This window comes from Microbacterium sp. ZXX196, assembly GCF_009709595.1.
Lineage (GTDB): Bacteria > Actinomycetota > Actinomycetes > Actinomycetales > Microbacteriaceae > Microbacterium > Microbacterium excoecariae.
The window spans coordinates 15497-28546 of sequence record NZ_WMEE01000013.1 but is presented as its reverse complement, the minus strand read 5'-3'; the positions used below and the strand labels follow the sequence as shown (position 1 = coordinate 28546).

The window sequence follows — 13050 nt, the reverse complement described above, 5'->3', positions numbered from 1 at the left end:
CCACATGGCCGACAGCTACTGGTACAACCTCAAGACCGGCGAGGTCGAGTACGGCGCGCAGTCGCCGGGCGCGGATCGGGCGGGGCCCTTCGACACGGCGGAGGAGGCCGGGCGCGCCCCCGAGATCCTCCGCGAGCGCTCGCGCGCGTGGGACGACGACGACGCGCGCGAGGCCGAGTGGCGCGAAGGGCGTGCCTGACGGCGTGTTCCGGGCGCCCCTGCCACTAGGCTGAGGGCCATGGACAAGCAGCAGGATTTCGTGCTCCGCACGATCGAGGAACGTGGCGTCAAGTTCGTCCGACTGTGGTTCACGGACGTCATCGGGACGCTGAAGTCCGTGGCGATCGCCCCCGCCGAGGTCGAGGGCGCCTTCAGTGAGGGCATCGGGTTCGACGGATCCGCCATCGAGGGGCTCACGCGCATTCACGAGAGCGACCTGCTCGCTCATCCAGACCCCACGACGTTCCAGCTGCTGCCGTGGCGCGGTGATGTGGATCCGACGGCGCGGATGTTCTGCGACCTGACGACCCCCGACGGCCAGCCCGGTGTCTCGGACCCGCGCTACGTCCTCAAGCGCGCCATGTCGAAGACGGCCGATGCTGGGTTCACGTTCTACACCCACCCGGAGATGGAGTTCTATCTCTTCCAGCCCGGGCGGCGCGGCGAGACCCCGGTGCCCGTCGACTCGGCCGGCTACTTCGACAACGTGCCTGGCGGGACGGCCCATGACTTCCGGCGGCGCGCCGTGCGGATGCTCGAGGACCTCGGCATCTCGGTCGAGTTCAGCCACCACGAGGGCGGCCCGGGTCAGAACGAAATCGACCTACGCTACGCCGACGGCCTGACGATGGCCGACAACATCATGACCTTCCGCACGGTCATCAAGGAGGTCGCGATCGAGCAGGGCGTGCACGCGTCGTTCATGCCCAAGCCGCTCGCGGGACAGCCGGGCAGCGGCATGCACACCCACATGTCCCTGTTCGAGGGCGACCGCAACGCCTTCTACGAGGAGAGCAACCCGCATCAGCTGTCGGCCGTGGGGCGGCACTTCATCGCGGGGCTGCTGCACCACTCCGAGGAGATGTCCCTCGTCCTGAACCAGTTCGTGAACTCCTACAAGCGCGTATGGGGTGGCGACGAGGCGCCGAGCTATGTCGCCTGGGGACACAACAACCGTTCGGCGCTCATCCGCGTGCCGATGTACAAGCCGGGCAAGAGCCAGTCGGCGCGCATCGAGCACCGCGGCATCGACTCCGCCGCGAACCCGTACCTCGCATACGCGCTGCTGCTCGCGGCGGGCCTGAAGGGCATCGAGAACGAGTACGAGCTCCCGGCCGAGGCCGAGGAGAACATCTGGGCGCTGAGCGAGGCGGAGCGTCGCGCGCTCGGCTACCGCCCGCTGCCGTCGAGCCTCGACCACGCCATCGCACGGATGGAGGAGAGCGAGCTCGTCGCCGAGACGCTCGGCGAGCAGGTGTTCCGCTACGTTCTCGACAACAAGCGCCGCGAGTTCGAGCAGTACCGCGCCCAGGTGACCTCGCTCGAACTGGCGAGCACGCTCGACATCATCTGACGGATCCGTGACGCCTCCCGCTCGGGCCTCGCGCCGCTCCGTCCTCGCTCGCGCCGGCTTCGCGGACCTCTCCGGCTCGTCCGAGGCCCTGGATGAGCTGGCCGCGCTCACGCAGATCGACCGCGACGCCCTGATCGCGGGCGCGGCGCGCGCGGCGGATCCCGACGCCGCCGTGCGGGGGATCCTCCAGGTCGCGCGCCGGGACGCGGTTCCCGTCGCCGAGGTGCTCGCCGAGGCGCAGCCGGCGGCGCACCTGTGGCGCGTCGCTGGCGCGTCGCAGGGGCTCGCGGAGTTCTTGCTGCGTCACCCCGACGCGGTCCGTGAGCTCCGCGGCGCCGGATCCCGGCTCCCGACCCGCGACGAGATGACGAGCGACCTCCGGGCGGCCGTCGGGTGGGACGATCACGTCGCCTCCAGCGACGGCGAGGACGCCTGGGTTGCGCTCCGTGTCGCCTATCGGCGCGCCCTCCTGCGCATCGCGGCCTACGACCTGGCCGCGCCCGACGCCGTCGAGGTCGTGGCCGAGGTCTCGGCCGCGCTCGCGGACGCGGCGGGCGCCGCGCTCGACGCGGCGCTGGCGGTCGCGCGGGCGCGCGTGTCGGAGGGGGTTGGCGCCCGCGGCCTGTTCCCCGCGGGCGAGGTGGCCCAGACCCGGCTGGCGATCATCGGCATGGGGAAGGCGGGCGCGCGCGAGCTGAACTACGTCTCCGACGTGGACGTGATCTTCGTCGCCGGCGTGGCGGACGACGCGAGCCTGTCCGAGTCGCGCGCGATCGACATCGCGACGCGCCTGGCCGTGCAGACCATGCGGGGGATCAGTTCATTCGAGACGGAGCCGCCTCTGTGGGAGGTCGACGCGAATCTCCGCCCGGAGGGCAAACAGGGGGCCCTCGTCCGCACGCTCGACTCGCACCTCGCCTACTACGGCCGCTGGGCACACTCGTGGGAGTTCCAGGCGCTCCTCAAGGCGCGCCCGCTCGCGGGCGATGCCGGGCTTGGGCGGGACTACGTCGACGCCGTGGCGCCGCTCGTGTGGTCCAGTTCCTCGCGCGAGGGCTTCGTCGACAGCGTGCAGACCATGCGCCAGCGGGTGAGTGACAACATCGCGCCCGGCGAGGTCGACCGGCAGCTGAAGCTCGGACCGGGCGGGCTCCGCGATATCGAGTTCACCGTGCAGCTCCTGCAGCTCGTGCACGGGGCATCCGATTCGTCGGTCCGCGCCGGCGGCACGCTCGCGGCGCTGGACCAGCTCGTCGACGGGGGCTACATCGGGCGGGCCGACGCGGCCGCCTTCGCGACCGACTACCGGATCCTCCGGGTGCTGGAGCACCGCCTGCAGCTCCAGCAGCTCCGCCGCACGCACCTCATGCCGGAGGACGACGAGCACCTGCGCGTCCTGGCGCGCGCGACGGCGTTCTACGACCCCGCCGCGGGGGTCGCCGGGGGCACGGCGGTCGACGTCCGCGCGACGTGGGAACGGGTGCGCGGCGAGGTGCGCGACATCCACGTGCGGCTCTTCTACCGCCCGCTGTTGTCGGCCGTCGCCGCCACCGAGTACGACGCCCGCGCGCTCACGGGGGCCGAGGCGCACGATCGTCTCGCCGCGATCGGCTTTCGCGACGCGGGCAGCGCCCTGCGCCACATCGCCGCGCTCACGCGCGGCGTGAGCCGCAAGGCCACCGTGCAGCGCACGCTCATGCCCGTCATGCTGCGCTGGTTCGCCGAGGGAGTCGACCCGGATTACGGTCTCGTCGCGTTCCGACGCGTGAGCGAGCGCCTCGGCACGAGCCCGTGGTTCCTCCGCATGCTGCGCGATTCCTCGGGCGCCGCCGAGTCTCTCACGACGCTGCTCAGCGGCTCGCGGTACGTCGGCGAGCTGATGGAATGGATCCCCGAGTCGGTGGCGTGGCTGGACGGCGGCGAGCAGCTTCGCCCGCGCGCGTACGAGGTCCTGGATCAGGAGGCGCGCGCGATCCAGTCCCGCCGCACGTCCTTCGACGACGCCATGCGCGCGGTTCGCGGGATCCGCCGGCGAGAGCTCCTCCGCACCGCCATGGGATCCATGACGGGCGACCTCACGATCAAGGACGTCACGACGGCGCTCACGACGATCACCGACGTCGCGCTGCAGGCGACGCTGAGGGCGGTGAGGCGGGAGGTCGTGCCCGAGGAACACCAGCACTTCGAGTTCTCGATCATCGGCATGGGGCGGTATGGCGGCGCGGAGGTCGGGTTCGGCTCCGACGCCGACGTCTTGTTCGTCTATCGCGCGCCGGACATCGACCCGCAGGTCGCGGATCGATACGCGCGCAAGATCGTGACGACCCTGCGCGACGCCGCCGAGGACCATCGCGTGCCCCTCGAGCTCGACGCGGACCTGCGCCCCGAGGGCCGGAACGGCCCGATCGTCCGGACGCTCGACGCGTATCGCGCCTACTACGCCCGGTGGTCGGTGTCGTGGGAGGCCCAGGCGCTCCTGCGGGCGCGGGCGGTTGCCGGCACGCGGGCGCTCTGCGCCGACTTCATGGCGATGGTCGACGCCGTCAGGTACCCCGCGCAGGTGCGACCCGAGGACGTGCGGGAGATCAAGCGGATCAAGGCGCGCGTCGAGAACGAACGCATGCCCAAGGGCGTGGATCCGTCGCGCCACCTCAAGCTGGGCCCGGGCGGGCTCAGCGACGTGGAGTGGCTCGTCCAGCTCATCCAGCTCGAGCACGGCCATCGCGTCGAGGCGCTCCGGACTCCGCGCACGCTCCACGCGCTGCAGGCCGCCTACGACGCCGGGCTCCTCGCGGAGGAGCACGCACAGCAGCTCGGCGCGTCGTGGCGGCTCGCGACGCGGCTGAGGTCGGCGAACACCCTCCTCACCGGCGCGACGAGCGACGCGCTGCCCACCGACTACGGCGAGCTCGACGGGATCGGCCGGATCCTGGAGTACCCGCCCGGTTCCGGCCCGCTCGTCGAGGAGACGTGGCTCCGCACGGCCCGCCGCGCGCGGCGCACCTACGAGCGCGTGTTCTACGACCTTTAGGCCGCTCCGCGCTTTTCGCGCGGCACACCCCTAGCGACGCGCGCGGGGGGCGTGAGCCACGGCGTGCCACAGCGCGGCGTACGCGCGCCCGGCGGGCGATCCCGGAGCGTAGTCGCCGAGCGCGGCGTGACGCTCGGCCATGCGCTCGACGACGACGGAGGCGGGAACGACGATGTCGCTGATCGCGCGCGTCCGGCCGGGCAGCGCGTCGGCGGCTTCGCGGTGGCTCTTCTTGCGCCGGTCGACCAGATTGAGGAACGCGATCACGGGCGTCCCCGGCGCCGATTCCTCGACAAACGCGCCGACCTGATCGTGCGCGCGGAGCGAGAGCAACGCGGGGGAGAGCGGGGAGACGACGACGTCGGCCGTGCGGACGGCGTTTTCGGCGACCAGCGAGGATCCCGGCGGGCAGTCCAGCACGATCACGTCGTAGTCGTCGCGCAGCGGCTTGAGGGCCCGCGCGACACGGCTCGACGACTTCTTCGCCCCGTCGAGCGTGATGTCGAGGTCTCGGTAGGTGCCGTCTCCCGGCAGGACGTCGAGCCCCGCGATGGACGAGGACCGGATGGCCTTGGCGATCGACTTGTCACCGACGATGATCGCCTCGGCGCCCCCGCGGACCTTCTGGCGCACGTCGAGCAGCCAGGTCGCACCGGCTTGGGGATCCAGGTCCCAGAGCAGCGTCCGGTTCCCGTCCGCCGCCGCCAGCCAGGCGAGGTTCACGGCGGTCGTCGTTTTCCCGACGCCGCCCTTCGTGCTGTAGACCGTGATGATCCGAGCGCTCATGCGAGGATCCTGCCAGATACGCGGCGCGCGCCCCGGGAGAAACCCCGGGGCGCGCGACGAATGCGTGGGCGCGGATCAGACGCCGTAGTACAGCTCGTCCTGGTGGTTGTTGAGGTCGAAGAAGTCCCCTGGCCGTCGCCTCCCCTTGAAACGACAGGGGAGTCACATGCTCAGCATGGAACGTCTCGCTACCCCATCCGTCCGAAAACCCGTCCGTTTACTCGCCGTCCGGTCGACATACGGATGTTCCTGGAGATCCACGGAGGTGGTTGCTCACCTTCCAGGTATGAACGATGACCGCCCTCGCCTCTGGACGCCGAGCGAACTTGCCGACTACACCGGCATCCCTCTCAGGACACTTGCTGACTGGCGCACTGAGCGAGCGCGCAGCCGAGGGCTCGGGTTGCCGTTCGTCGTGCTCTCGTCGCACAACGTTCGATACCGAGACGAGGACGTCGAGGCGTTCATCACGTCTCACCTCGTCGCTCCGAGCGTTGGGAGGGCCGACTGATGGCACGGCCGAAACGGGCGCTCGGCGAACTCGGCAAGGTGACTTACAGCGTCGAACCGAATGGGCTTGTCGTTGCACGGGCTCGTGTTTTCGACGGCGGCGGAAAAGAACGGCGTCCGAACGGCAGTGGTGCGACGGCGGCGGAAGCGCTAGCAGCGCTGCAGGAAGCCGCCGACCTCATCGGCGGACGAGTCCTCGCCAAACGAACAGAGCTTGTGACGATCGCGCAGCTGGCGGAAGCGTGGCTGAAAGTCGCCTACCACGATGATGATCCGCGGGTGCTGCATCAGCGACGCGAGCAGACGGTCGACGGGTATGCGTCGGTGATCCGAGCACACATTCTTCCACGTGCGGGAGCGATCGCCATCACAGATATGACCGCTGACCGCGCAGACGGGCTTCTCATGGACGTAGCGCGGGAGAAGACGGTGATGACGGCGAACAAGGTGCGAAATGTGCTGTCGCTGATGTACGACTGGGCCATCCAGCAAGGGGTGTTTTCGGCCGCTGGGTCGATCCAGCAGACGCGGCATGGTGCAGTCGTCGTCGCGAATCCGATCCGGGCGACTCGGCGAGCGGATGAACCGTCAACGGTCTACTTCGAACTCGACGCGGTGCAGGTCAAATACATCCTTCATCTGATTCGCGAGGTGTGGCCCGAGCGGCATCGGGCACGTTTCCCCGTCGGGAGGCGGCCGAATTTCAAGCTGCTCGCCGACTACATCCTCATCACGCTCGGGACTTCCGAGCGGACTGCGGAGCCGATCGCCATCCGCTTCCAGGACGTCCGGTTCGAGGCGGTCGAGCAGCCGGACGGGAGCTTGACGATGGACACACTGGTCTGGGTCGGCGGCACGATGGTTCGCACGCGATCGCGAGGACTGTTCCGACAGGACTCCCCGAAAGCAGAGCGGCAGAAGCGCTGGGTCCGGGCGCCGCAGTTCGCGGCGAAGGTCCTCAGCGAACTCGTCGCGAATCACGTGCCCAATCCTGAGCTGAATCCGGATGACGTGCTGTTCACCAGCGAGCGGGGCCGTCCGCGCGACCCGAGCGCGGTCAGCCAGCTGATGCGGATGTTCCGTCGCGAGTTCGAGCCCGAGCTGCTGGCGATCGGAGTCGATGCGGACCATCTCACCTTCCGCAGCCTGCGCAAGGCGGTCGCCGCGGCAGTATCCGGTGCGGCTGGTGTTGAGGTCGCGCGAGACCTGCTGGGGCACAGCGACGAGTCGATTACCGAGGGGCACTACGCGAAACGGCCCGAGCTGATCGTCGTTGGCGCGGCGGACGCGCTCGACAAGGTGTTCGCGGGAATAGACGCGTAATCGGACACGGCGCCCCGGCATCCGATCGAGGATGCCGGGGCGCCGTGGTGATTCAGGCCAGCTCACCCGTTCGGAGGTCAAGGCTCGCGTAGAAGGCTTCCTCGCGCTGCTTGCGTTCCGTGACGAGCGAGGACACGTAGGCGACGAAGTCTTTGGCGCGGTTGTCGAGGATCACGGGGATCTGGTGCGGCGGCTCTTCTTCGCCGGGCCAGATGGCTTGGCGAGTGGGCCGGTCGCTGTCGCCGCGGCTACCGCAGGCGGCGACCTTGTCGCGGAGGCGACGGCAGGAGTCTTCGAAGTCGCGCTCCCAGCCCATGGGTGCAGATCCGCTCTGCTCGCCGTCGTGGCAGACGAGGTAGTGGAGGTGCAGAGCGGAGAGCTCACGCACGAGTTCCCAGTGGCGGTGCCAGAAGGGCGGGATCACGCTGACGGGGAGGCCGCGCTCGTGCCGGAGCTCATCGACGAAGCGATTGAGTTCATAGAACTCGGTCTGCAGCTCCTCGGCTGTCAGCAGCCACCAATTGATCGGGTGGATCGGACCGGGAACATCGACGTCGGAGTCTTCGTCCCATTCCGGGATCGGGAAGTCATCGTCGTTCATCGGCTGCTCCATGTCAGAGCCCGACCGTGGCAGGCGCTGATCGGGCGGCGGGAGGTGCGAATGAGCTGGCGTTCACCGCGTCGCGTCGGGGCGAGCGGTCGACCTCGTACCGCGTGCGGGCTGCGTCGTGGCCGATGCGGCTGGCGACGAACTCTTCGCTCTCGACCATGCCGCCGTCCTTCTCGTACGTGCTCGTGCGGACGTAGCCGTCAGCGATGAAGTTGTCGCCCTTGGCGAAACGCTCGGCCGCGTGCTCTGCGGACTTCCCGAACATCACGAGGTGGTGGAACGACGTCTCCAGCTTCGTGAACGATCCATCTTCTTCCTTGCGGAAGTGCTCTTGTCCGAACCTGGCGTAGAAGCGCGCCCGACCGGCCTCCGACGTTGTCAGCTGGGGATCGGTGGCGATGAACCCCGCGACCGCGTCCCTGGTCTGGATGGACATTTCTCTGCTCCTTCATCCTGTGGACGTCGCATCCGACGCCTGTGTTGTCAGTAGGTGCGCTTCCCGTCACTGTCGGCTCAGCTGGTCCTCGATCGCGTGACGATCTTGGGCGAGCTGTCGGCCATCGCGGCGACTGGGCCACGCCTTCAGATCGGTGACGATCGGAGGTGCGGAGCGCAACAGCGTCACCGCTGTGCCAAAGGGGAGAGTCCGGATGCGGTCCGGCGGGAAAACTGGGATGCGCCTTACTGATCGTTGGTTCGAGCGGGTGCCGTGGTCGCCCAGGGTGATGCTGTCTGTGTATTCGTCGCGTTCCCCGATGAGCGTGGACAGATCTTGGAGATCTTTCGAGTTCGAGGCACCGCCGAGAACGATCTTCACGATTGAGGCGTCCCAGATCGCGCCAGCTTGATCGTCCGACCACTTGTCACGGGCTTGCGCAAGCGACTGGAGGACAGGCATCGTCGTGATTCCGGTGCCACCGCCTTCTGCCATCAGCATCGGCAAGGATGGCAGCGGAGAAAGATTTCCGATCTCGTCCAGAGCCAGCAGCACCGGCGGGTCGAGGCGAGCGCCAGGGGAGCGTGCGGCCATCCTGCGGGCGACTTCGACGAGGTCTTCGACGAACGCGGCGACGAGTGATGCGGAAGCGCCGGCGCCGGCGCCGGTGGCGAGCAGGTAGAGCGTGCCTCGATCCCGGATGAATGACTCCGGATCGAACGCTTCGCCGGGCGCCGGTGAGACAGCGTCAAGAACGCGAGGATCAGCAAGGGAGCTGAGGGAGAGCGAAACGCCCTGCCAGATCGAGTCCCGGGTGCGTGGATCGGAATCGATCATCGACTGCAGAGAGTCGGCCCAGCCGGTCGCTGCTTGCGGATGGCTCTCCAAGATCGCCACAGCGTCCGCGGCGGCAGAGGGATCGAGCGTCCAACGGAACAACTCGACGGGCGGACGCTGATCCAGCGCGGCTGCGTGCAAGAGCGACTGAAGCGCGGTCCGAGTCTTCCCCTCCCAGAACCCGCCGCCTTCGACTCCGCCTGCGGACAGACCTGTGGCGGCAGCGAGCCCGGTTGCACGGATCATCGCGGTCAACGGGTCCTCGCAGCCACGCACAGGCGACCAGCGCAGTCCTGCCGGAACGCCCTCCGCCAGATGCTGCGGATCGAACACTGCTACCGGACCTGCTGAACGCTTCCTCTCGCGCAGGGTGGCCGTGAGATTGTCGGGGCGCGTGCTCGTCGTGATGACCGCACCAGGGGCATCGAGGATTGCGGGGATGACGACGTGCAGGCCCTTGCCGGAACGTGGTGGTCCGATCAGAAGGATCGAGTCCTCGACAGAGGCCCACACCTCGATCCCCTTCGAAGTACCGATGCGATAGCCGACATCGTTGGGCGCGGGACTGTCGAGTGAGGGGCGCAGGTTCCTGGCGCGCCTGAGCAGAGCTTTCCGCGACGCGGCGAGCGAAACTTCGTGGCGGGTGGCGACACCGGCGCTGTTGTGCGGGTCCATAGCTGCTCGGCGGCTATGGCGCCGGAGCAGTACCCAGCCCCAGACACCGCCGACGATCACGACGATGAGGAGTAGTCCGGTGACGACCCAGTATGCGACCGTTGCCAGCGCCGGCGCGCCCAACGCAGCACCTGGGTGGCTTGCGTTCGTCAGGACACTGAGCCCCGCGAGAAGACCGCCGTCGGGCTGGGCCGTGCGCGTGAGCCATGCGGCGATACTCCCGCCCGCACGCAGTACGATCGCGAGCCCGAACAGGGCGACCAATCCGATCATGAGCGCGTTCGTCAGCTCATCACCGAAAGAGCCTGTCTGTCGTCCCGCTGGCGTGGTCATCGCAGATCCTGAACGACCGTGTGGCCGGACTCACGACCGCAAAGCAACGAGACAGCGGCGCCCGCGGGAAGATCCCGGCGGTCGACGATGGCGACGACGTGCCCTTCGTCGTTCTCCGCACGGACGCATACACCGACAGCGGCAAGCACCTCCTCTCCTGGAAAGAAACCGTCACCTGTGAGCTCGAGGTGCGACACGGCGCTCCCGTGAGACGATCGCTTCCGTGCACGTCGCGGGGGCTCTGCCGCCAAGCGCTCGCCGCCTTGGACGATCTCGGTGAAAACCTGGCCGTCGATTTCATACAGCGTTACCCATACTGCGCGCGTGCCGTGCATCGTCATCGCATCCAGCAGTTCGTCGATTCGTGGACGGCTCCAGGGAGAGCCGGCATCCGGAGGCATCACGATCTCGCCATCGAGCGTGGCGACGATCTCACCTCCCGACTCGACTCTGATAATGCCGCGCGGCAAGGAGGCAGGAAGTGATGGGCGTGCTCGAAGCTTCATGCTGTCCAGGTGCGCAGAAGCACGCCGTGGGGAGAGAATCGGAGCAGGACGACGCAGTGGAGTGTTCAGTAATCAGTGTATAGTTCACTGCATGCTGACCATTGCCTCGCGTCTCGACGTTATGAACCGGCTCGGCCGGGCTATGGCGGACCCGACGCGTTCCCGGATTCTGATGACGCTCCTCGACGGTCCCAACTATCCGGGGGTGCTGTCGCGTGAGCTTGATCTGACCCGTTCGAACGTCTCGAACCATCTGACCTGTCTGCGTGACTGCGGCATCGTGGTCGCAGAGCTGGAAGGGCGGCAGACCCGATACGAGATCGCGGACCCGCATCTTGCCGCGGCGCTGACGGCACTCGTCGACGTGACCTTGGCAGTCGACGAGAGTGCGCCGTGCATCGACCCGGCCTGCTCAATCCCCGGCTGCTGCGACGCAGGCGAGGGGGCCGGAGAATGAGCGCGGCGTGCGGTTGCGAGCATGACGTTCCCAGCGCGGTCGAAGAGCTTGAAGATGTCGAGCGCCCATGGTGGCGCGACCCCGCGATCCTCGTCCCGATCGCATCAGGCATCTTCTTCGTGTCGGGGCTGCTCACCGGGTGGATGACCGGCGACAGCGTCGCTGCCGAGATCACGGTGCTCGTGCTGTTCTGGTCCGGACTCCTGTTGGGCGCATGGACGTTCGTCCCTGGGGCAGTGCGTGGTCTGTTTACCCGAGGAAAAGTCGGGATCGCGCTGCTGATGACGATCAGCGCCGTCGGCGCGGTGATTCTCGGCTACGTCGAGGAAGCCGCAGCTCTGGCGTTCCTGTACTCCATTGCGGAGGCGTTGGAAGACAAGGCGATGGACCGTGCCCGCTCAGGACTGCGTGCTCTGCTCAGGCTCGTACCCGAGACGGCCACCGTTGTACGAGGTGGCACCGCCGTCGAGGTCGCAGCCAGGGAGGTGAAGATCGGCAACGTGATTCGGGTCCGACCTGGTGAGCGCGTGGCAACCGACGGCACTGTGGCGTCGGGTCGTAGCAGCCTCGACACCTCGGCAATCACCGGCGAATCGATCCCGGTAGACATTGGTGTGGGCGACGAGGTCGCGGCTGGGTCGATCAACACTTCCGGTGCACTCGAGATCACCGCCACGGCCGACGGGACGGACAACTCGTTGACGACCCTGGTCGGGCTCGTCGAGCAGGCGCAGCAGGAGCGTGGGCAGAGGGCGCGTCTCGCCGACCGGATTGCGCGTCCGTTGGTCCCCGGCGTGATCGTTCTCGCACTGCTGGTGGGCGTGCTCGGCTCGCTGCTCAGCGGTGACCCGCAGACTTGGATCACTCGCGCCCTGGTTGTGCTCGTGGCCGCCTCGCCATGTGCCCTTGCCATCGCCGTTCCGGTCACCGTGGTCTCGGCCATCGGTGCAGCCACCCGGTTCGGCGTCATCATCAAGAGCGGGGCCGCGTTTGAACAGCTTGGCTCGCTCCGCCGGATCGCGGTCGACAAGACCGGCACTTTGACGCGCAACGAGCCCGTGGTGACCGACGTCGCCGCGGCTACTGCATTTTCCCGCGAGGACGTGCTCGGCTGGGCCGCTGCACTGGAGCAGCACAGCACGCATCCGCTTGCCGCCGCCATCACTGAGGCGGCCCCGGGCGGACCAGCCGCGGCTCGTGTGATCGAGCAGCCTGGGCATGGGATGGCCGGGCAGGTCGATGGCCATGAGATCACTGTCGGCAGCCCGCGCTGGATCGCTCCCGGCGTGCTGGCCGACCGGGTCGCGGCGATGGAAGCTGACGGACAGACCTGCGTCATGGTCACGCGCGACGGCAGCGTGGCCGGTGCGATCGGCGTCCGCGATGAACTGCGCGCCGAGGCACCGGAGGCTGTCGCTGCTCTCCGCGCGCAGAACGTCGAGGTCGTCATGCTCACGGGCGACAACGCGCGCACTGCCATGGCATTGGCGAAAATCGCCGGTATCTCCGACGTGCGTGCCGAGCTGCGTCCCGAGGACAAAGCCGCAGAGGTGACCGCATCAGTCGCACAGCGCCCCACCGGCATGATCGGTGACGGCATCAACGACGCTCCCGCTCTCGCCTCGGCGACGGTCGGGATCGCGATGGGCGCAACTGGCTCCGATGCCGCGATCGAGTCCGCTGATGTCGCCTTCACCGGTCACGACCTGCGCCTCATCCCGCAGGCTCTGCGCCACGCACGCCGCGGCCGGGCGATCATGAACCAGAACATCGTGCTGTCGCTCGCGATCATCATCGTTCTGCTGCCGCTCGCGATCACGGGAGTGCTGGGGCTTGCCGCTGTCGTGCTCGTGCATGAAGTCGCCGAAGTCGTCGTCATTGCCAATGGTTTGCGCGCTGCGCAGACGAGGCGCCGGCTTTCGAGGAACTCTGTGCAAGCACCGAACGCCGCAATACAGACCGCGACCCGTTAG

General features: G+C 68.1%; 11 protein-coding genes. 6 read left to right on the top strand and 5 right to left on the bottom strand.

The features are described from left to right. The first annotated feature begins 4 nt into the window (after nt 1-4). Genes GJQ66_RS10445 through GJQ66_RS10435 form a run of 3 tightly spaced genes read left to right on the top strand, consistent with a single transcriptional unit; the run spans nt 5 to nt 4604 of the window. Nucleotides 5-199, top strand: coding sequence for an SPOR domain-containing protein (locus tag GJQ66_RS10445; RefSeq protein ID WP_155049318.1), 195 nt, complete (start codon nt 5-7; stop codon nt 197-199). 39 nt (nt 200-238) lie between these two features. Next, on the top strand, nt 239-1573 hold the full coding sequence (locus GJQ66_RS10440) for a glutamine synthetase family protein (RefSeq protein WP_155049317.1): 1335 nt from the start codon (nt 239-241) through the stop codon (nt 1571-1573). Nucleotides 1574-1580: 7 nt separating this feature from the next. Next, a complete protein-coding gene (locus tag GJQ66_RS10435) occupies nt 1581-4604 on the top strand; it encodes a bifunctional [glutamine synthetase] adenylyltransferase/[glutamine synthetase]-adenylyl-L-tyrosine phosphorylase (protein WP_368732876.1) in 3024 nt (1007 codons plus the stop codon). A 30-nt stretch (nt 4605-4634) separates the two neighbouring features. On the opposite strand, the gene GJQ66_RS10430 is transcribed toward GJQ66_RS10435, so the two are convergent. Then, nucleotides 4635-5390, bottom strand: a complete 756-nt coding sequence (locus GJQ66_RS10430; RefSeq protein ID WP_155049316.1) for a ParA family protein — start codon at nt 5388-5390, stop codon at nt 4635-4637. A 510-nt stretch (nt 5391-5900) separates the two neighbouring features. Between GJQ66_RS10430 and GJQ66_RS10425 the strand changes: the two genes are divergently transcribed. Continuing rightward, complete coding sequence (locus GJQ66_RS10425; RefSeq protein WP_155049315.1) at nt 5901-7223, top strand: tyrosine-type recombinase/integrase; 1323 nt, start codon at nt 5901-5903, stop codon at nt 7221-7223. A 52-nt stretch (nt 7224-7275) separates the two neighbouring features. Here GJQ66_RS10425 and GJQ66_RS10420 read toward each other — a convergent pair whose 3' ends face one another. The 4 genes from GJQ66_RS10420 to GJQ66_RS10405 all read right to left on the bottom strand — a co-directional run bounded on the left by GJQ66_RS10420 (nt 7276) and on the right by GJQ66_RS10405 (nt 10620). Then, on the bottom strand, nt 7276-7824 hold the full coding sequence (locus GJQ66_RS10420; protein ID WP_155049314.1) for a hypothetical protein: 549 nt from the start codon (nt 7822-7824) through the stop codon (nt 7276-7278). Nucleotides 7825-7837: 13 nt separating this feature from the next. Next, nucleotides 7838-8269 carry a single-stranded DNA-binding protein gene (locus GJQ66_RS10415; protein WP_155049313.1) on the bottom strand — a complete coding sequence of 144 codons (432 nt, stop codon included), beginning with the start codon at nt 8267-8269 and terminating at the stop codon, nt 7838-7840. A gap of 66 nt (nt 8270-8335) precedes the next feature. Next, nucleotides 8336-10114: a type IV secretory system conjugative DNA transfer family protein gene (locus tag GJQ66_RS10410; protein ID WP_155049312.1), complete on the bottom strand. Its 1779-nt coding sequence runs from the start codon at nt 10112-10114 to the stop codon at nt 8336-8338. Beyond that, nucleotides 10111-10620 (bottom strand): hypothetical protein, encoded by a 510-nt coding sequence (locus GJQ66_RS10405; protein WP_155049311.1) that lies wholly within the window; start codon nt 10618-10620, stop codon nt 10111-10113. Before GJQ66_RS10405 ends, GJQ66_RS10410 begins: the two co-directional genes overlap by 4 nt. Before the next feature lie 91 nt (nt 10621-10711). On the opposite strand from GJQ66_RS10405, the gene GJQ66_RS10400 reads away from it, so the two are divergent. Continuing rightward, entirely contained in the window at nt 10712-11077 is a 366-nt protein-coding gene (locus GJQ66_RS10400) for a helix-turn-helix transcriptional regulator (protein WP_114116930.1), read from the top strand. Further along, nucleotides 11074-13050 (top strand): cation-translocating P-type ATPase, encoded by a 1977-nt coding sequence (locus GJQ66_RS10395; protein ID WP_155049310.1) that lies wholly within the window; start codon nt 11074-11076, stop codon nt 13048-13050. The genes GJQ66_RS10400 and GJQ66_RS10395 overlap by 4 nt, the downstream gene beginning before the upstream one ends.